Source organism: Flavobacterium sp. (assembly GCF_046153165.1).
GTDB lineage: Bacteria > Bacteroidota > Bacteroidia > Flavobacteriales > Flavobacteriaceae > Flavobacterium.
Map to the genome: position 1 here is coordinate 1 of NZ_JBJXEN010000053.1, position 20,641 is coordinate 20,641.

General features: G+C 31.3%; 17 protein-coding genes and 1 pseudogene. 13 read left to right on the plus strand and 5 right to left on the minus strand.

What is annotated here, in order from left to right:
* Nucleotides 1-70: 70 nt before the first annotated feature.
* The gene (gene rimK / locus ACKVOV_RS06455) at nt 71-1,450 is read right to left on the minus strand and encodes a 30S ribosomal protein S6--L-glutamate ligase (RefSeq protein WP_409205942.1); all 1,380 of its coding nucleotides are present in this window, start codon (nt 1,448-1,450) and stop codon (nt 71-73) included.
* 119 nt (nt 1,451-1,569) lie between these two features.
* Nucleotides 1,570-4,125, minus strand: a complete 2,556-nt coding sequence (locus ACKVOV_RS06460) for an ATP-dependent Clp protease ATP-binding subunit (RefSeq protein ID WP_409205943.1) — start codon at nt 4,123-4,125, stop codon at nt 1,570-1,572.
* A gap of 257 nt (nt 4,126-4,382) precedes the next feature.
* Between ACKVOV_RS06460 and gyrA the strand changes: the two genes are divergently transcribed.
* Nucleotides 4,383-6,998: a DNA gyrase subunit A gene (gyrA, locus tag ACKVOV_RS06465; protein ID WP_409205944.1), complete on the plus strand. Its 2,616-nt coding sequence runs from the start codon at nt 4,383-4,385 to the stop codon at nt 6,996-6,998.
* Nucleotides 6,999-7,092: 94 nt separating this feature from the next.
* Nucleotides 7,093-8,412, plus strand: coding sequence for a hypothetical protein (locus ACKVOV_RS06470; RefSeq protein ID WP_409205945.1), 1,320 nt, complete (start codon nt 7,093-7,095; stop codon nt 8,410-8,412).
* Nucleotides 8,413-8,482: 70 nt separating this feature from the next.
* Here the strand turns inward: ACKVOV_RS06470 and ACKVOV_RS06475 are convergent, their stop codons facing one another.
* Nucleotides 8,483-9,370 (minus strand): hypothetical protein, encoded by an 888-nt coding sequence (locus tag ACKVOV_RS06475; protein WP_409205946.1) that lies wholly within the window; start codon nt 9,368-9,370, stop codon nt 8,483-8,485.
* 103 nt (nt 9,371-9,473) lie between these two features.
* Between ACKVOV_RS06475 and ACKVOV_RS06480 the strand changes: the two genes are divergently transcribed.
* The gene (locus tag ACKVOV_RS06480; RefSeq protein ID WP_409205947.1) at nt 9,474-10,508 is read left to right on the plus strand and encodes a formimidoylglutamase; all 1,035 of its coding nucleotides are present in this window, start codon (nt 9,474-9,476) and stop codon (nt 10,506-10,508) included.
* Between the two features lie 72 nt (nt 10,509-10,580).
* Nucleotides 10,581-11,825, plus strand: coding sequence for a DEAD/DEAH box helicase (locus ACKVOV_RS06485; RefSeq protein WP_409205948.1), 1,245 nt, complete (start codon nt 10,581-10,583; stop codon nt 11,823-11,825).
* Nucleotides 11,826-11,870: 45 nt separating this feature from the next.
* On the opposite strand, the gene ACKVOV_RS06490 is transcribed toward ACKVOV_RS06485, so the two are convergent.
* Together ACKVOV_RS06490 and ACKVOV_RS06495 are read right to left on the minus strand one after the other, a co-directional pair.
* Nucleotides 11,871-12,104: a hypothetical protein gene (locus ACKVOV_RS06490; RefSeq protein WP_409205949.1), complete on the minus strand. Its 234-nt coding sequence runs from the start codon at nt 12,102-12,104 to the stop codon at nt 11,871-11,873.
* The gene (locus ACKVOV_RS06495) at nt 12,097-13,281 is read right to left on the minus strand and encodes a class I SAM-dependent RNA methyltransferase (RefSeq protein WP_409205950.1); all 1,185 of its coding nucleotides are present in this window, start codon (nt 13,279-13,281) and stop codon (nt 12,097-12,099) included. The genes ACKVOV_RS06490 and ACKVOV_RS06495 overlap by 8 nt, the downstream gene beginning before the upstream one ends.
* Before the next feature lie 128 nt (nt 13,282-13,409).
* On the opposite strand from ACKVOV_RS06495, the gene ACKVOV_RS06500 reads away from it, so the two are divergent.
* From ACKVOV_RS06500 to ACKVOV_RS06540, 9 genes and pseudogenes are all read left to right on the plus strand, one after another.
* Nucleotides 13,410-14,174, plus strand: a complete 765-nt coding sequence (locus tag ACKVOV_RS06500) for a class I SAM-dependent DNA methyltransferase (protein WP_409205951.1) — start codon at nt 13,410-13,412, stop codon at nt 14,172-14,174.
* Nucleotides 14,174-14,869: a ZIP family metal transporter gene (locus ACKVOV_RS06505; protein ID WP_409205952.1), complete on the plus strand. Its 696-nt coding sequence runs from the start codon at nt 14,174-14,176 to the stop codon at nt 14,867-14,869. Before ACKVOV_RS06500 ends, ACKVOV_RS06505 begins: the two co-directional genes overlap by 1 nt.
* A 48-nt stretch (nt 14,870-14,917) precedes the next feature.
* Nucleotides 14,918-15,298, plus strand: a complete 381-nt coding sequence (locus tag ACKVOV_RS06510; RefSeq protein ID WP_409205953.1) for a PH domain-containing protein — start codon at nt 14,918-14,920, stop codon at nt 15,296-15,298.
* A gap of 39 nt (nt 15,299-15,337) precedes the next feature.
* Nucleotides 15,338-16,144, plus strand: coding sequence for an N-acetylmuramic acid 6-phosphate etherase (murQ, locus tag ACKVOV_RS06515; RefSeq protein ID WP_409205954.1), 807 nt, complete (start codon nt 15,338-15,340; stop codon nt 16,142-16,144).
* 23 nt (nt 16,145-16,167) lie between these two features.
* Nucleotides 16,168-16,395, plus strand: a complete 228-nt coding sequence (locus ACKVOV_RS06520) for a DUF6095 family protein (protein ID WP_409205955.1) — start codon at nt 16,168-16,170, stop codon at nt 16,393-16,395.
* On the plus strand, nt 16,382-16,957 hold the full coding sequence (locus tag ACKVOV_RS06525; protein ID WP_409205956.1) for a DUF1572 family protein: 576 nt from the start codon (nt 16,382-16,384) through the stop codon (nt 16,955-16,957). The genes ACKVOV_RS06520 and ACKVOV_RS06525 overlap by 14 nt, the downstream gene beginning before the upstream one ends.
* 84 nt (nt 16,958-17,041) lie before the next feature.
* Nucleotides 17,042-17,413 (plus strand): DNA topoisomerase IV, encoded by a 372-nt coding sequence (locus tag ACKVOV_RS06530; RefSeq protein ID WP_409205957.1) that lies wholly within the window; start codon nt 17,042-17,044, stop codon nt 17,411-17,413.
* A 43-nt stretch (nt 17,414-17,456) separates the two neighbouring features.
* On the plus strand, nt 17,457-18,314 hold the full coding sequence (locus ACKVOV_RS06535) for a TerC family protein (protein WP_409205959.1): 858 nt from the start codon (nt 17,457-17,459) through the stop codon (nt 18,312-18,314).
* Between the two features lie 400 nt (nt 18,315-18,714).
* Nucleotides 18,715-20,641 (plus strand): annotated as a pseudogene (locus tag ACKVOV_RS06540) (beta strand repeat-containing protein); the annotation flags it as partial.

Sequence of the window (20,641 nt, forward strand, 5' to 3'; positions counted from 1 at the left end):
CATAAAGAAATAGATGGTAATACTTCTTAAAACAATGTCGATATATTGATACATTTAAAGGTATTTGATTTTAAAAATTAGATTTTATTTTAAAGTTTTTTTCTATAGCTAAAATCATTTCACCTGCAATATCCTTATGCGTTGCACCTTCTATACCTTCTAATCCAGGCGAGGAATTTACTTCTAATAATAGTGGTCCTTTTGATGAGCGAATAATATCAACACCAGCCACTTTAAGATCCATTGCTTTTGCTGCCTTAATAGCGATTTTCTTTTCTTCAGGTGTTGGTTTTATAACCGATGCTGTTCCTCCTAAATGTATGTTGGCACGAAACTCTCCTGCTAAAGCTTCTCTTTGTATTGTAGCTACTACTTTACCATCTACGACAAATAATCGCAAATCTTTACCATTAGCTTCTTTTATAAATTCTTGAACTAATATATTAACATTCAGACTTTTAAAAGCATTTATAACCGATTCGGCAGCTTTTTTTGTTTCTGCTAAAACAACACCTTTTCCTTGTGTTCCTTCTAATAGTTTTACAATGAGCGGTGAACCACCAACCATTTTTATTAAATCATCGGTGTCTAAAGGAGAATTTGCAAAGCCTGTAGTTGGAATATCAATACCATGATTAAGAAGTAATTGCAAAGAATATAATTTGTCACGAGATTGTGTTATTGCTGCAGATGAGTTTAAACAAAAAACTTTTAAAGCCTCAAATTGTCTTGTCAGTGCACAACCATAAAAAGTAATACTTGGACGAATTCTAGGAATTACAGCATCAAAATTATCCAATACTTTTCCGCCACGGTAATGAATTTCAGGATTGGTAGCGTCGAGTTTCATGTAACATTCTTTAATATTTAAAAAATGCATTTCATGTCCTCTCATGGCTCCGGCTTCCATAATTCGTTTGTTACTATATAGTTCTGGATTACTGGCAAGTAGACCAATTTTTAGGCCTTTTTTTACTTCTTCAGAATTCTGATAAAATGTTTTTATAGATTCTAAAGTTGGTTGTCCCAGTAAGTATTTTTGCTCTGGATCTACTAAAACTCTTCCGCTCATGGCTTCACGACCCAATAGCATACGAAAACCCATCGAATCTCGATTAGTTAATGTCATTTCTATTTTCCAAGTAGCTTCTCCAATTTTTAGTTCAGTTTGTATCACAAAACGTTGTTCACGATAACCACTAGAACTTTTAACAACGCGCTTGTCTATTAGCTTTGCTTCGCAATGTTTAACAGCTTTGGTATTATTTTGAATTGGATTAATATCAAATTTTACCCAATTTTCGTTATCACGAACAAAAGGGGCAATATTTACTGCATGTAATGCCGATGTTTTTGCGCCAGAATCTACACGAGCTTTTATAATTGGAATATTCAAATCTGGAAATGAACACCATTCTTCACTACCTAGAATTAGTTTTTGTGCTAACATATTATGGGTTATTTTAATAAATCAAAAGTAAATATTTGAATTAATAAAAGAGTATTATTTTTAAAATAAAAAACCATCTAATCATAAGAAAAGATGGTCTAAAAATATTACGATTTATTTTACTGTTTTGTAGGCGTTTCTGCTTTCAAAATTTTAATAGATAACTCAGTATCCCCTTCTTCAAAATCCATGAAAATCTCATCTCCAGAAGCAATTTTTGAGGTTATAATTTCCTCAGCAAGAACATCTTCTACGTATTTTTGAATGGCTCTTTTTAGAGGACGAGCACCAAACTGTCTGTCAAATCCTTTTTCGGCAACATAAGCTTTCGCTTTGTCAGATAATGAAAGTGAGTAACCTAATTCTTTAACTCTAGTATATAATTTATTTAACTCAATATCAATAATCGAATTAATATCTTCTTTTTCTAAAGCGTTAAATACGATAACATCGTCAATTCGGTTTAAAAATTCTGGTGCAAATGTTTTCTTTAATGCATTTTCGATAATACTTTTCGAATTATCATCAGCTTGAGAAACTTTAGCAGCAGTACCAAAACCTACACCTTGACCAAAATCTTTTAGCTGTCTAGCTCCAACGTTAGACGTCATTATAATAATTGTATTTTTAAAATCTATTTTACGACCCAAACTATCAGTCATAAAACCATCATCAAGTACTTGCAACATCATATTAAAAACGTCTGGATGTGCTTTTTCGATTTCATCTAATAACACAACACAATAAGGTTTACGACGTACTTTTTCTGTCAATTGTCCTCCTTCTTCATAACCAACATATCCTGGAGGCGCTCCAACTAAACGGGATATTGCAAATTTCTCCATATATTCACTCATGTCAATACGAATCAATGCATCTTCAGAATCAAATAATTCTTTTGCTAAAACCTTTGCTAGCTGTGTTTTTCCTACTCCAGTTTGCCCAAGAAAAATAAATGAACCAATAGGTCGGTTTGGATCTTTCAATCCAGCACGATTTCGCTGAATAGAACGCGCAATTTTCAGTACAGCTTCATTTTGCCCAATCACTTTATTTTTAATTAGTTCAGGCAAGTGAGCTAATTTATTACTTTCAGTTTGAGCAACACGATTTACAGGAATTCCTGTCATCATCGAAACAACATCGGCAACATTATCTTCAGTTACAACAATTTTATTGTTTTTAGCATCATCATCCCATTCTTCTTGAGCAATCGCTAGGTCTTTTTCTAACTTTTTCTCATCATCACGAAGCTTCGCTGCTTCCTCATATTTTTGTCTTTTTACAACTGAATTTTTAAGCTCACGTACTTCTTCTAGCTGTCGTTCTAATTCAAGGATTTGTTTAGGAACATCAATATTTGTTATATGCACACGTGATCCAGCTTCGTCAAGAGCATCAATCGCTTTGTCTGGTAAAAATCTTTCAGACATATAGCGATCAGTCAGTTTCACACAAGCTTCAATTGCTTCGTCAGTATAAGTTACATTATGATGATTTTCATATTTGTCTTTTATATTATGCAAAATGGTAATCGTTTCTTCAACCGAAGTAGGTTCTACAATTACTTTTTGAAAACGTCTTTCTAAAGCACCATCTTTTTCTATATATTGACGATACTCATCTAATGTTGTAGCTCCAATACATTGAATTTCCCCACGAGCTAAAGCAGGTTTAAACATGTTAGATGCATCTAACGAACCTGTTGCTCCACCAGCGCCAACTATAGTATGAATCTCATCTATAAAAAGAATAATATCATCATTTTTTTCTAGCTCATTCATCACGGCTTTCATACGTTCTTCAAACTGCCCTCTATATTTTGTACCAGCAACAAGACTAGCTAAATCGAGTGTTACAACACGTTTTCCAAATAATATTCTAGAAACTTTCTTTTGTATAATACGCAAAGCCAAACCTTCTGCAATGGCTGATTTTCCAACACCAGGTTCACCTATAAGTAATGGATTATTCTTTTTTCTGCGGCTCAAAATTTGAGAAACGCGTTCTATTTCTTTTTCACGACCCACTACAGGATCGAGTTTTCCTTCTTCTGCCATCTCGGTTAAATCTCTTCCAAAATTATCTAAAACTGGTGTTTTCGATTTTTTATTAGATTTATTGGCAGGATTACTAAAATTATCCCCTTTTAGACTGTCATCTTGTCCTGAATCATCTCCATAAGAAGATTCATTTTTAGGGAAATTATCTTGAAAATCTTCTTCGTTATTTGTTGGTGTCATATTCAAATATTGTTCTTTGGCTATATCATAGTCAATTTGTAATTTATTAAGCAATTTAGTCGTTGGGTCATTCTCGTTACGCAAAATACATAACAGTAAATGTGCAGTACTTATCGAAGTAGCTTGAAAAACTTTAGCTTCCAAAAAAGTAGTCTTTAAAGCTCTTTCAGCTTGTCTTGTAAGGTGTAAATTTTTCTTATCGTTACTCACGATTACATTTGGATTAGCAGGGCTTAGTATTTCGACTTTTCTACGTAAATGATCTAAATCGATAGAAAGATTATTTAATATAGAGATTGCTGTACCATTTCCGTCACGTAAAATACCTAACATTAAATGTTCAGTACCAATAAAATCGTGACCTAAACGCAAGGCTTCTTCCTTACTATAAGTAATTACATCTTTGACTCTTGGTGAAAAATTATCATCCATAATTATATGTTGTTAATGTAAATTTAGTGATTTATCAATAGAAATGCAAAAATCATTCCGCAGTAAATGTACTGACAGCTAATTGACAAAAAAATATTCAGAAACAAAAGTTAAAAGATATATTATTTATTAACGAAAACGATCTTTAATATTGTTAATAAAAAGAAGAAAATTCTACTTATTCATATGTAAAAAATAATCGAGAAAGCTTATATTAGCAGGATTTTTAAAATTATATAATTAAACATAAATATAGTATGTCGACAGGAGAAAAGTTAATACCAATTAACATTGAAGACGAAATGAAAACAGCTTACATCGATTATTCGATGTCAGTTATTGTATCGCGTGCCTTACCAGATGTAAGAGATGGTTTAAAACCAGTTCACAGAAGGGTTTTATATGGTATGTATGATTTAGGAGTTTTTTCAAACAAATCCCACAAGAAATCTGCCAGAATTGTCGGAGAAGTATTGGGTAAATATCACCCACACGGAGATACATCAGTATATGATGCAATGGTACGTATGGCACAAGAATGGAGTTTACGTTATTTATTAGTAGATGGTCAAGGTAACTTTGGTTCTGTCGATGGAGATAGTCCAGCAGCAATGCGTTATACAGAAGCTAGAATGCGTAAAATTTCGGAAGAAATTATGGCAGATATCGAAAAAGAAACTGTTGATTTTCAGTTAAATTTTGATGATACTTTATACGAGCCAAAAGTAATGCCTACTAAAGTTCCTACCCTATTAATAAATGGAGCAACAGGAATTGCTGTGGGTATGGCAACTAATATGCCACCACACAATCTAACCGAAGTTATTAATGGAACTTTAGCTTATCTTGAGAATAACGACATCGAAATTGATGAGTTAATGCACCATATCAAAGCACCAGATTTCCCTACTGGTGGTATAATATACGGATATGAAGGTGTTCGTGAAGCTTTTAAAACTGGTCGTGGACGTATTGTAATGCGTGCAAAAGTTGGTTTTGAAGAAGTTGATGGTCGCGAATGTATTATCGTAACAGAAATTCCTTACCAAGTTAACAAAGCTGACATGATTAAACGTACAGCTGATTTGGTAAACGAAAAGAAAATTGAAGGTATATCAAATATTCGTGATGAATCTGATAGAAACGGTATGCGTATCGTATATATCTTGAAACGTGATGCAACACCAAACGTAGTATTAAATACATTATATAAATTCACACAACTACAATCTTCATTTAGTGTAAATAATATTGCGCTGGTAAAAGGTCGTCCTCAAATGTTGAATCTAAAAGATTTGATTCATTATTTTGTAGAACACCGTCATGACGTGGTTGTTCGTAGAACACAATTTGATTTAAGAAAAGCTGAAGAAAGAGCACATATTTTAGAAGGTTTAATCATTGCATCAGACAATATTGATGAAGTAATTGCTTTAATTCGTTCTTCAAAAAATACCGATGAAGCTAAAGAAAAATTAATTGAAAGATTCAAACTTTCTGATATTCAAGCACGTGCTATCGTAGAAATGCGTTTGCGTCAGCTTACAGGTTTAGAACAAGACAAATTAAGAGCAGAATATGAAGAATTAATGAAATTAATTGATCATTTGAGAGCTTTACTTGCTGATGTAAATCTAAGAACAGCTTTAATTAAAGAGGAATTAGAGGATATGCGTAGCAAATATGGTGATGAGCGCCGTTCTCAAATTGAATATTCTGGTGGAGATGTAAGTATCGAAGATTTAATTGCTGACGAAAATGTAGTAATTACGATTTCTCATGCAGGATACATAAAACGTACAAATCTTACTGAATACAAAACACAAAACAGAGGTGGTGTTGGACAAAAATCTGCTGGAACTCGTGATGCTGATTTCTTAGAACACATGTATGTAGCAACAAATCATCAATATATGATGTTCTTTACCCAAAAAGGGAAATGCTATTGGATGCGTGTTTATGAAATTCCAGAAGGAAGCAAAACTGCAAAAGGAAGAGCTCTACAAAACTTAATAAATATAGAAAGTGACGATAAAGTAAAAGCTTTTATTTGCACACAAGATCTTAAAGATAAAGACTATACAAATAGCCATAACTTAATCATGGTAACTAAAAAAGGTATGGTTAAGAAAACATCTTTAGATAAGTATTCTAAACCTCGTGTAAATGGTGTTGCTGCAATTACGATTAAAGAAGATGATGAATTACTAGCTGCAGAGTTAACAGATGGAAATAGTCAAATTATTCTAGCTGTAAAATCAGGAAAATTAGTTCGCTTTGAGGAAAGTAAAACTCGCCCAATGGGAAGAACCGCTTCTGGAGTGAGAGGAATTAGACTTAAAGATGACTCAGATGAAGTTATCGGAATGGTTTCTGTAAACGATATGAATAGTGAAATTCTAGTAGTTGCAGAAAATGGTTACGGAAAACGTTCTAGTTTAGATGAATATAGAATTACAAACCGTGGAGGAAAAGGTGTTAAAACTTTAAATATTACAGAGAAAACGGGACAACTAATATCTATAAATGCAGTTACAGATGCTGATGACTTGATGATTATCAATAAATCTGGATTAACAATTAGAATGGCTGTAGAAGATCTTAGAGTTATGGGACGTGCAACTCAAGGTGTAAAATTAATCAACTTAAAAGGAAAAGATTCGATCGCAGCTGTTACAAAAGTAATGAAAGATGACGTAGAAGAAGTTCTTGTTGATGAAGACGGAAATATTATCGAATCAGTAATTGAAAGAGTAAAACCAGTATTAGAAGTTCTTGAAGATGAAGGAACTACTGAAGATGATGAAGAAGAAGACTCAGAAAATGAAGATTTAGAAGAAGAGGAAGAAGATGATTCTGACGACGAAGCTTAAATAATTATAGAAATGGGATTTTTAATATTTGGCACAGATATTGAAAATCCTATTTTAAATTTGTTAAATAAATAAAAATTAATACGCATATAAAATGAATACGAAATTTAAAATTATTACAGGATTGTTATTTTTCTCTTTAGCAACATTTGCTCAGAAAGATGAAATGAAAGCATTAAAAAAAATTTATGCAAAAGAAGTTATTTCTGGTGACGATTTAACAGAATACAAAAAATATGCAACAAAACTAGGTGATGTAGCTATTGAAGAAAGCGATAAAATTTATTCAGACTTTTATAAATGTATGTTACCTCTTTTAGAAATTAATGCTTTGGGAGCTAATGTAACACCAATACAAATTGCAAGTTTTATAAACCTAAAAACAGTTTCTGATTTATCTTCAGGATTAAATGCTACTTTAGAATTTGAGAAAAAAACAGGAAAAAAGATTTATACTGATGATATAAATGAGACTATAAAGAATTTTAAACCCATGATTTGGCAATTTGTTATTGCATTAGATGGTCAAAAAAAATATAAAGAAGTATCTCAAGTTGCCTATTCAGTTTATCAATTGGATAAAAAAGATCAAGAAAGATTATATATTGCGGCAGATTACGCATTAAGAGCCCAAGATTATGATAATTCTATTAAACTTTATAATGAGTTAAATGCTTTAAACTATACAGGAGAAGCAACAAATTATTTAGCAAAAAATAAAGCAAATGATCAGGAGGATTATTTTAATAATGTTTCAGAAAGAGATATTGCAGTAAAAATAGGTACTCATACAAATCCTAGAATAGAAAAAACACCATCTAAAAGAGGAGAAATTTATAAAAATCTAGCAATGGCATATATTGCTAAAAATGATATTGCAGGAGCAAAAAAATCTATATCTGATGCAAGACTTGCAAATCCTGAAGATACGTCTTTAATAATTGCTGAAGCAAATTTGTATTATAAAACAAATGATTTAGAAATGTACAAAAAACTAATTTCTGAAGCTGCAATTAAAAATCCAAATGATGCTGATTTGTTTTATAATTTAGGTGTTATTTTATCTCAATCTAAAGATGAAGCATCTAAAATTGAAGCAGAAAAAAATTATATTAAGACAATTACAATTGATCCAAAATATAAAAATGCTTATATAAATCTTACAGTTTTAAAGTTGGAAGGAGAAACAAAATTAGTAGATCAAATGAATAAACTTGGTACTTCTCCTGCGGATAATAAAAAGTATGAGGTTTTAAAAGCTAAACAACAAGGTCTATACAAATCTGCACTTCCCTACTTAGAAAAAGCAGAAGAATTATTTACTGGAGATGCAGAAATAAAATCTACATTACTTAATGTTTATAATGCACTTGATATGACTGATAAGTATAAAGCTTTAAAAAATAAAAAGTAGAAAAATATTAAATAAAAAAAATCCCATTTCAGATAATTATCTGAAATGGGATTTTTTTTATTTAATATTTTTATTTTAAAGTAAAACTAGTTTTAGAAACTAACTCCGCTTTATCAAAAATATTAACAAAATAAGAACCACTTTGAATATCTTTAACAGGTAAATCTTTTTCAACTTTTACTGTTTTATTCTCATACTTAACAGAGGTTACAAAGCTATAAGTTAACGTTTTGTCTCCAAATGTTTCCGTTTTTTTATCTCCTAAAACATTACTTTTACTATCTATTATTTGTACATAATATGTTTTATCACCAGATTTTGCAATTTGATTCTCTGCAATCATAAAACTAATTTTTAGTACATCTGCTCTGCTAGCTTTGTCTGTCGAAATTTGTTTTCCCGAACTTTTTTGTTTCACAGCCGATGATTGCAAATTTAGCACAGAAAGTTTTGAGCCTTTTTCTATAGTATTTGCTAACTTAAAATTCTGTTCAACAAGTGTATCTGCATATTTCTTTGTTTCACCAAGAACTGTAGCTGTACTATCACGTTGCACCAATAACTTTTCATTTTCTTTTTTAAGAACACTTACTTGTTTCATTAAGAAAGACACTTTATTTTTTAAAGCACTAGCTTCAACTTTATATTTTGACATTGATGCAAGATCTCCTTTAGATTTTTCGACATCAGCTATTAATTGTTGTATTTTATCTCTTTCTGATATTAGTTCATCAGACAACGTTGTATTTGATGATATTGCTGCATTAAGAGAGTCTTTTGCAATAGAAAGATCTTTTAGCACTGCATCTTTCTCACTAATTAAGATGGTTTCAGTTGCCTTAGAATCATTAGTTACTTTGTAAACATACCATAAACTCCCTAATAAAAGCAAGGATAATATTACAATTACGGCCTTAAGTCCCGAGTTATTATTATTTTTTTGTACTAGTTTTTCCATTTTTTTTGGTAGATTAATTAAAAGTGCAATTTATATTATTATTCTTTAACTTTTAACGCAAGTTTAAAAAAAATAGTATTTTTGATTCATCATAATTTTTAATATGGAAAACTTAATACGTTTTAGACAATCTGATTTAGCAAAAATTACAAATTTCAGAAATGGTGAAGTAAAATTTGGTGAAAAAATAATCATAGTCCCTAAGGACGAGAATATTATCGAATTTATTACTAATAGCGAGGCAAAATATGTAATTTTAGGAATTCCTGAAGATGTTGGAATTAGAGCTAATTTAGGTCGTTCTGGTGCAAATTCAGCTTGGAATAGCACAATACAAAGTATCGCAAATATTCAACATAACAAATTTTGTAAAGGAAATTCAGTTATAATATTAGGTCAAGTAGATATTTTGCAGGAAATGGAATTAGCAAAAAATTTAGATGAAAACAAACCAGAAGACCGAAAAAAATTATTTAAAATTGTCGAACAAATTGACAAAGAAGTTTCTCATATTATATTTTCTATTGTAAAAGCGGGGAAAAAACCAATAATTATAGGTGGAGGACACAATAATGCTTATGGAAATATAAAAGGGACAGCACTTGCTAAAGGAAAAGCTATAAATGCTATTAATTTTGATGCTCATTCCGATTTTAGGATTCTAGAAGGAAGACACAGTGGAAACGGATTTTCTTATGCTTTTGATGAAGGTTTTCTTAAAAAGTATTTTATTTTTGGATTACATGAAAGTTATACCTCAAAAAGTGTGTTAGATTCTATAAAAAAACTAGATGATCGTGTAAGATATAATACTTATGATGAGATAAAAATTAGACATCAGAAATATTTCGAACAAGAAATGATTCAATCATTAGATTTTATTAAAAATGATTTTTTTGGAATCGAAATAGATCTAGATGCTATTCCAAATATCGCTTCTAGCGCTATGACCTTAAGTGGCTTTTCAGTAGAAGAATTAAGACAATTTATATATTATTTTAGTCAAGATCAGAATGCCAGCTATATACATATTTGTGAAGGAGCTCCATCACTTGGTGAAGAAAAAAATAGTCACTTAATAGGTAAGCTTATTGGTTATTTAGTTACCGATTTTATAAAAGGGAATTCTCAAGTATAAATGTTTATTTGGTTATTCGTTTAATTGATTAACTAAATAAACAAATAACCTATCTTTGCATAAATTTAAAATATGTTATTCGAAGATTTATCATTATCAAAAAGTATACAAAGAGCAGTTTTTGAAGAAGGTTACACTAATGCAACTCCAATTCAAGAGCAATCTATACCAATCATATTATCAGGTCAAGACTTAATAGGTTGCGCACAAACAGGAACAGGCAAAACAGCAGCTTTTGCTATTCCAATCATTCATAATTTACATAGAATTGTAGGTTCATCAAAAAAAGAAAAATTAATTCGAACCCTTGTCGTTACCCCTACTCGTGAGTTGGCTGTACAAATAGGTGAAAGTTTTGATACTTACGGAAAATATACCAACTTAAAACAGTTAACTATTTTTGGTGGTGTGTCGCAAAATCCACAAGTAGATCAACTAAAAAGTGGCGTCGATATTTTAATTGCAACTCCAGGTAGATTATTAGATTTACACAAACAAGGATTTATTAATTTAGATCATTTACATCATTTAGTCCTCGACGAAGCTGATCAAATGCTAGACATGGGTTTCATAAATGATGTAAAAAAAATAGTAAAATTAACTCCTAATAACCGTCAAACTTTACTTTTTTCGGCAACTATGCCAATTGCTATACGCGAACTTGCTGAAATGTTCCTTACAGATCCTGCAACCGTACAAGTAGCACCTGTATCTTCAACCATAGAAACTGTAGATCAACGTTTATATTATGTTGATAAAGCAGACAAAAGACAATTATTGTACCATATTATTAAAGAAGAAAAATTAAGTAATATTTTAGTTTTTTCGAGAACAAAACATGGTGCAGATAATATTGCCAAAGCCTTAAAAAAACAAGGATTGAATGCTGAAGCCATACATGGAGATAAATCTCAAAATGCTAGGCAACGTGCTTTAGACAATTTTAAAAATAAAGAATGTGATATTCTTGTAGCAACTGATATTGCTGCTCGTGGTATTGATATCGAATTTTTACCTTATGTGATTAATTTCGATTTGCCTAATATTCCCGAAACTTATGTGCACCGAATTGGAAGAACTGGTCGTGCTGGTCGTGAAGGGATGGCAATTTCATTTTGTGGAAAAGATGAAGAAGGATATTGGAAAGATATTATAAAACTTACAAAAGCCAAAGTAACTACAATAAATGAGCATCCATTTCCTTGGAAAACTGGTTCTCAAGCTTCTCAACCTGAAAAAAACTCTAATCGAAGTGGTGGAAAAGAAAAATCTAGAAAATCGGATGTTTCTAAAAAGAATAAAAAACGTTGGTATTAATAATAAAAAAAGCTTTAGAATTATCTAAAGCTTTTTTATTATTTTTTATTTTATCTCCTTAAATCCTTTTATGAATAACCATTTCATAAATAATTTTTCTCCATCGTTAGTTTGAATGGTTTGAAATTTTGGAGCCAAAAGCGTTCCCACTACAAAAGCAGTAATTGGAATCCAATAACCTTCCAAATTAGTACAAATTGCGACTAAATAACGTACTGTAAAAAAAATAATGGCAAAGCCAATAAAATTATAAAAGAATGCTTTTGTTTTTTTAGACATTTTCTTGTTGATTTAAATCATTATTAATTTGAAACTTCGTTCTCTTACTTCCTTCATACATTTCGTATTTTATCAATCGAGCTTCTAAACTTCCGTTAAAAAGTTTAATTTTTCGGGAAGGTTTTAATCCTACAAACTTCAATGCTTCAAGGTTTGCGGTAATAAACCAAGCATTGGTATTTGGATAACTTTGTTTTAAAGTATCGCCAATTTCTCTATAAAAACGTTCCATTTCGATGTCTAATCTTTCACCGTAAGGTGGATTAAAAACCATGTGCAATTTACCTTCTGTATTTTTTTCTGTGTTAAAGAAATTTTGCTCAGATATAGTTACATATTCATCTAAGTTAGCATTTTTTATATTGGCAATCGCTTTTTGAACAGCACTTGGCGCTTTATCGTGGCCCACAATCGTATAATGAAATTCTTTAATTTTTTTCATTAATGAATTCATGATATTATCAAACAATTCATTATCCCAATCATTCCATTTTTCGAAAGCAAATTCCTTACGATTTATGTTTGCAGGAATATTACAAGCAATCATAGCGGCTTCAGCAAGAATTGTTCCGGAACCACACATAGGATCTATAAAATGTCCTTGTCCTTCCCAACCAGAAAGCAACAACATTCCGGCTGCTAAAACCTCATTTATAGGTGCAATATTGGTTGCGGTTTTGTATCCACGTTGGTGCAACGAAGCTCCAGAAGTATCTAAAGCAACCGAAACTTGGTCTTTATCGATATGAATGTTGATTCTCAAATCTGGAAAATCCTTATCTACACTGGGACGAACGCCAGTTTTTGCTCTAAACTGATCTACAATGGCATCTTTACATTTCTGAGATACAAATTGTGAATGTTTGAAATATTCTGAATGAACCGTAGTGTCAATTACAAAAGTCTGATTCGTGTTCAAATATTTAGACCAATCGATTCCTTGTATGTTTTTGTATAAATTTTCATCACTTTTTGCTCTAAAATAGTAAATAGGTTTCAATATTTTTAGCGCCGTTCGTAAGGACAAATTGGCTTTATACATAAATCCTTTATCTCCAGCAAAACTAACCATTCGGGTTCCCATTTCTACATCTTGAGCACCTAATTGAGTAAGCTCTTTTGCCAATATTTCTTCGAAGCCAAAAAAAGTTTTGGCAATCATTTTAAAATTTTCCATTTTTTAATATCAATGTCAATTACAATAGTGAAACCCTAAATCAAAACTTGTGGAATCTCAATGTAATAGTTATTTTTCTGCAAAAATACACTAAATTTGCAGTTATAATCGAATTCAAAGAATAATCCATGTCAGAATCTCAAAAAATCAAATCAGAAAACCTAAATCAGAAATCAGAAAATTGGTTTGCTACTTGGTTTGACTCTCCTTATTATCATATACTTTACAAAGATAGAAACTATCGTGAAGCTCATATTTTTATGGATAATCTGACACATTATTTAAATCTTCCAGAAGGTGCAACTGTTCTAGATTTAGCTTGTGGAAAAGGTCGTCATGCAATTTATTTAAATCAATTGGGATTTAATGTTTTAGGCGTAGATTTATCACCAAATAGTATTGCAGAAGCTAGTAAAAATAACAATGTTCACCTGAATTTTAAAGTTCACGATATGCGTGAGCCGTTTGAAGAGAAATTTGATGCTATTTTTAATTTATTTACCAGTTTTGGTTATTTTGAAAATGATTCCGATAATTTAAAAACTTTAATTTCTATAAAAGAAAGCTTGTCAGAATATGGTTTTGCCGTTATCGATTTTATGAATGTAAATCACGTAATAGAAAACCTTGTTCCTGAAGAAGTAAAAACGGTTGATAGTATCGATTTTCATCTCAAACGTTATCTAAAAGATGGCTATATTCATAAAGAAATTGATTTTGAAGATAAAGGAGAAAAATTTCATTTTACCGAAAAAGTACAAGCGCTAACCTTGCAAAATTTTGAAGAAATGATGGAAGAAGCAGGTATTTATTTATTAGATATTTTTGGTGATTATAAATTAAAGAAATTTCATAAAACTGAAAGCGAACGATTAATCATGATTTTTAAATAATGGAATATCTTTTACCTCTATTATCGGTTTTATTAGGTTTTGGAATCACTTTGTTTTTTCAACCAAAGAACAAAACCAACCTAAAATTACTATTGGCTTTTAGCGGTTCTTTCTTGTTGGCATTAACTGTTATGCATTTATTGCCTGAGATTTATACTGCGTATGATATTTCGCAAAGTGAATCTCATTTTCATAACAGTATTGGAATTTTTATTATGGTTGGAATTTTGTTCCAAATTATACTCGAATTTTTCTCGAAAGGAGCCGAACACGGTCACGTACATGGTCATGATAAACTAACACAAATGCCATGGACACTTTTTATTAGCTTGTGTTTGCATGCTTTGTTAGAAGGATTTCCAGTAGGTCATCACCATGATTTAGCAATAGGAATTGCGATTCACCACTTCCCTATTGCTATTATTTTAACAACTTTTTTTTTGGGTGCCCAACTAAACAAAACAACTTTATTTTTGTTTATGATTACTTTTGCGATCATGACACCATTAGGAACTTTAGTTTCTGAAAGTCTCCCAATTCTAAATGAATATTACACACAAATAACTGCTGTTGTCATTGGAATTTTATTTCATATTTCATCGACTATTATTTTTGAAAGTAGCGAAGGACACAAATTTAATATTGCTAAAATTTCAATGATTATTTTAGGAATTGGATTGGCTTATTTTGTTTAGAACTAAAAGTTTATTTTTACATTTGAAAACTAAAATAAAACAAATATTATGGGATTATTTTCTGCCTTATTAGGAAACGCTGGTGCTGTTGATCAAGCTACATTAACAAAAGAATACGGAAAACTTCTTATTGAAGGAGAAGAGATAGAATTGGGATTTAAACTTATAAGAGATACTTTTATATTTACTAATAAACGATTGATTCTAGTTGACAAACAAGGTTTAACAGGAAGTAAAACAGAATATAAATCGATTTCATACAAAAGTATTTCAAGATTTAGCGTTGAAACTGCTGGTACTTTTGATTTAGATGCCGAATTAAAAATATGGGTTTCAAGCGAAACTATGCCAAGCATCAAAAAACAATTCAACAAATCGGTAAATGTTTATGATGTACAAAATGTACTTGCATTTCATGTTCTAAAATAAATTTCAAAACTAACTTGCCAAAGTTTCAATAGATGAATTATGAACTTCACAAAAACAACCGAACAATCCTCAAAATACGAACATTTAGAAAAAATGTCGGTTCATGAATTGTTAGTTAATATAAATAATGAAGATAAAACTGTTCCTTTAGCAGTCGAAAAATCATTACCACAAATAGAAAAATTAGTTTCTGAAATTGTTACCAAAATGAATCTTGGTGGACGATTATTTTATATTGGTGCAGGAACTTCAGGACGATTAGGTATTGTAGATGCCTCGGAATGTCCGCCAACTTTTGGTGTTCCTTTCGATTTAGTAAACGGAATTATTGCTGGTGGCGATAAAGCCATTCGCAGAGCAGTAGAAAATGCTGAAGACAACACGACACAAGCTTGGATCGATTTATGTGAATTTGATATTAATAAAAATGACTTCGTGATTGGAATTGCTGCTTCTGGCACCACTCCTTACGTGATTTCTGGATTAGAAAAATGTAACGAAAATAACATTATAACAGGTTGTATTACGTGTAACGAAGGAAGTCCGTTATCACAAATGGCTCAATTTCCTATCGAAGTGGTTGTAGGACCAGAATTTGTAACTGGAAGTTCTCGTATGAAAGCTGGGACGGCTCAGAAACTGGTCTTGAATATGATTTCAACAGCTACGATGATTCAATTGGGGAAAGTAAAAGGAAACAAAATGGTCGATATGCAACTGAGCAACGACAAACTCGTAGATCGTGGCGCTAAAATGATTATGAGCGAAATTAAAGTAAGTTACGAAGAAGCTTCGGAGTTATTAAAAAAATACGGAAGCGTAAGAAAAGCGGTAGATAATTATTAGTTTAAAACAAATCAAAAACCTAAATGTCAACAAATAAGGAAGTATTATTTAAAGGAATAAAATATATAGCATGGGCTTTACCTTTATACTTTATAGGTCCATCGATTATATACAATGCATTTATAAATAAAGGAAATAATTGGCATTATCTAGTTTTAGGAATTGGAATAATAGCTTGTTTTTTTTCTGTATTTTTAACGTTTAGAGGATTAAAAACTGTAATGCAAAGTTTATTCGATGGAAACAAATAGTCAATATCTTGAAAGTATAAAAAAGCAGTTTTTGTACTACAAAACACTGGGCGAAAAAGCAATGGAACAATTAGAACCAGATCAATTATTTATTTCGGTAAATGAAGATACAAACTCTATTGCTACTATTGTAAAGCATCTTTCTGGAAATATGCTTTCTCGTTGGACAGATTTTTTCACCACCGATGGTGAAAAAGAATGGAGAAATCGAGATGGTGAATTTACAGAAACTATAACAACCAAAGAAGAATTATTTGAAGCCTGGAATAAAGGTTGGGATTGTTTTTTTAATGCAATTAATGAATTAACGTCAGATCAATTATCGACTATTATATATATTAGAAATGAAGGTCATACGGTTATTGAAGCCATAAACAGACAACTGGCACACTATCCATATCATATTGGTCAAATTGTTTTTTATGCAAAAATGCTGAAACACAGTGAATGGAATAGTTTATCGATTCCTAAAAATAAATCGAATGACTATAATGCCGATAAATTTTCGAAAGAAAAAAGCATCAGGAATTTTACTGATGATGAATTGAATAAACTAAAATAGCCCTGATAAAGGCGATATCCTTTTTGTTTTTTCTTTAAAAACAAAAAGATAAAGCCGAAAGTAGGATAAAGCTCCTAAAAAAATATGAAAAAATTATTTATACTTCCTTTGCTCCTATTGTTTGCCTCTTGCTACAATCAAGAAAGAAACTGTGCAGCTTTTAAAACTGGAAAGTTTACGTTTACACAGGTAATTGATAACGTAAAAAAAACATCCACTTTCGAGCGTACTGAAAACCTGCAAATAGAAACTTTTGAAGGGAAAACGGATACCGCAACAGTTCGTTGGGTAAATGATTGTGAATGTATTTTGCAAAAATTGCATCCGAAGAATATGCAAGAGAAAAAGTCTATTTCGATGAGAATTATGACAACGAACAAAAAAACCTATACTTTTGAATATTGTTATGTGGGAGAAGCAAAAAAAGAAAAAGGAACTGTAACAAAAATTGATTAACTCCGTATAATAACTTTAAACACTAAATACTTACCTAAAAATGATGGAATTATTAACAAACCCTGATGCTTGGATTGCTTTATTAACACTTACTTTTCTTGAAATTATTCTTGGAATAGACAATATTGTATTTTTGTCGATTGTTTCTGGAAAACTAGCCGAAAAAGACCAGCCAAAAGCACGAAGAATAGGACTTTTGTTAGCGATGGCTTTTAGAATTGTATTACTTTTTGGAATAACTTGGGTTTTAGGTTTGCAAAAAGCAATTATAAATATTGACTGGGGATTTTTCTCAGCACATGTAACGGGTCAAAGTTTAATTATTTTTGGTGGTGGTTTATTTTTATTGTACAAATCGGTTTCTGAAATTCACCACAAAATGGAAGGCGAAGAAGAAGGAGAAACAGCAAAAGCAGGAAATACATTAGTTGCTGCTATTATTCAAATTGCGGTATTAAACTTAGTTTTCTCTTTCGATAGTATTCTTACTGCTGTTGGATTAATTAGTATGAAATCTCCTGCTGAAGGTGGTTTTGGTTACGATGGTGCACTAGCAATTATGATATTAGCTATTATAATTTCGGTTGTGATTATGATGATTTTTGCAGGTCCAGTGAGCAAATTTGTAAATAACCACCCAACGATACAAATTTTAGGTTTATCCTTTTTGATATTAATTGGTGTGATGTTATTAGCAGAAGGTTCTCACTTAGCACATTTCCGTTTTGGTAATGATGTAGAAGTTGGCTCAATACCTAAAGGTTATTTGTACTTTTCTATTTTCTTCTCATTGTTTGTCGAATTCTTAAATTTACGAATGAAGAAAAGTAAAAATCCTGTAAAACTACATAACAGTACAATAAAAGACAAAGAACTAGAAGATACTGATGTAACAAATTAGTAAATTAATATAGTATAAAAAAAGCCAGCGTTTTGCTGGCTTTTTTTATACTATAATTTTAAAAAATATAAACTAACCAAGGGTTTGTATTTAAATTATATAACATGAAATTTTACAATTTATATAAATGAGATTTGAGAAATTGGTATTATATATGGTTAAATAATTTAACAAATACTACGGTTAAACCGTAATATATCCAAAAATCAATAAGCTAATTTTGGTAAAACATAATGTCTTTAAAGCCCCATAGATTATTATATATACAAAAACAAGAAAATAATATACTTAAAAATAATAACCCGTATCTATTTTTAAAAATTCAATTTTATAATTGATAATTTAATTTTCTTATTTGAGTTTAATGCAAAAAAAAAGTAAACCACAAAAATTAATGTATATGATGAACTTCACTTTAAAATCGGCTTTTTTAGCTCTGTTTATTTCCGCTTTAGGAAATATTAATTGCAATGCTCAGGTAGGAATTGGAACAGTAACTCCCGTAGGTGCCTTAGATGTAACATCAACAAATGAAGGACTTCTAATACCCAGAATAGCATTGTCAGCTACTAATGTAGCTACAGTTTTAACACCAACAATATCAGAACTTGTTTATAATACTTTTACTTCGGCCTTAGGGCCAAATCAGGTAGCTCCTGGTTATTACTATTGGAATGGAAGCTTATGGGTTCCTATTTCGACAGGAAATCTTTCAGGTTGGTCATTAACAGGAAATACAGGAACATCCGCAGCAACAAATTTTATAGGTACTACAGATGCCATAGATTTTGTGACTAGAACAAATAATACTGAAAAAACAAGATTAACTTCATCAGGGAATTTAGGAATTGGTACAACAAGTCCGGTTGCAAAATTAGATGTTGCAGCAGGAGTAACTACAACAAATTCTCTTGTAAACGCCACAGGAAGTTTTAATGATTTTTTACAATTTAACGTTCAAAACACTAGTACAGGAACGCAAGCCCAAAGTGGTTATTCTGCAACTGCAGATAATGGTACGGCAACTACAGGATTTGCTTGGATGGGAATTAACAACTCCGCTTTTAACTTTCCTACCGCTTATAATATTGGTGGTGCAAATGATGTAACTTATGTAGGAAGTGGTCAAGATTTACATATAGCTAATGCAAATAATACAAAATCAATCATACTCTCTACAGGTAAAGCTACTACGCCATTTTTTGATGAGAGAATGAGAATAATTAATAATGGGAATGTAGGAATTGGAACTGCAACTCCAGCTGCTAAATTAGATGTTGCAGCAGCAGTAACTACTACTAATTCTATTGTAAATGCAACAGGAAGTATTAATGATTTTTTACAATTTAACGTTCAAAATACAAGTACAGGAACTCAAGCCCAAAGTGGCTATTCAGCAACAGCAAATAACGGAACGGCAACTACAGGTTTTGCTTGGATAGGAATTAATAACTCTGCTTTTAATTTTCCTACAGCCTATAATATTGGAGGAGCAAATGATGTAAGTTATGTAGGAAGTGGTCAAGATATGTATATTGCGAATGCCAATAATACAAAATCTATTATATTCTCAACTGGTAAAGCTACTACTCCATTTTTTGATGAAAGAATGAGAATTCGATCTGATGGTAGTGTTGGTATTAACAGTACTGGAGCTGCTACTGAAAAACTAAAAGTCGTACATACAGGCGCTGGTAATGATGCTATAAACGCAACAAATAGTGATGGTAATGTAGGAAAAGGAAATGCAGTTTGGGCAACAAACAGCAATGCAACTGGTACGAGTATTATTGCAAGTGCAGGAGCAACACCTCCTAATATTTTACCAAATCTTGGAGCCGGAATTTCAGGTTCACATGTAGATGGTTATGGAGTTTATGCAAATACAGGTAATGGAGATCCTGCAAATTCAGCTCATAACACTCACGCTGCAGGAGGTTTTTTATTAGATAATGATAATAATGTTGCAACTGCTGGATCAAGTGCTTTCGCAAAACTAGCAGGTAAAGACAATGTATCACCTGATGGTGTTTTGGGTGCGCAAAATGTATTGTATGGAGGATACTTTCAAGGTGGAGTAACTGCACAATCCTATTCTTATGCAGGAATAAAATACAATCATAATGCTGCAGGAGCTGCAGGAACTAATTATAAGATAATTGGAAACGGAGCTGCATCTACTTTAATTCCAGACGAGAATAATAAGATGAGAGTGATGTTCTGTCCAGAAGCTCCAGAAGTATTATTTGAAGATTATGGAATTTCAAAATTAAACAATGGTGAAGCTTACATAGCATTAGATAAAATATTAACTTCGTCTATGAAAA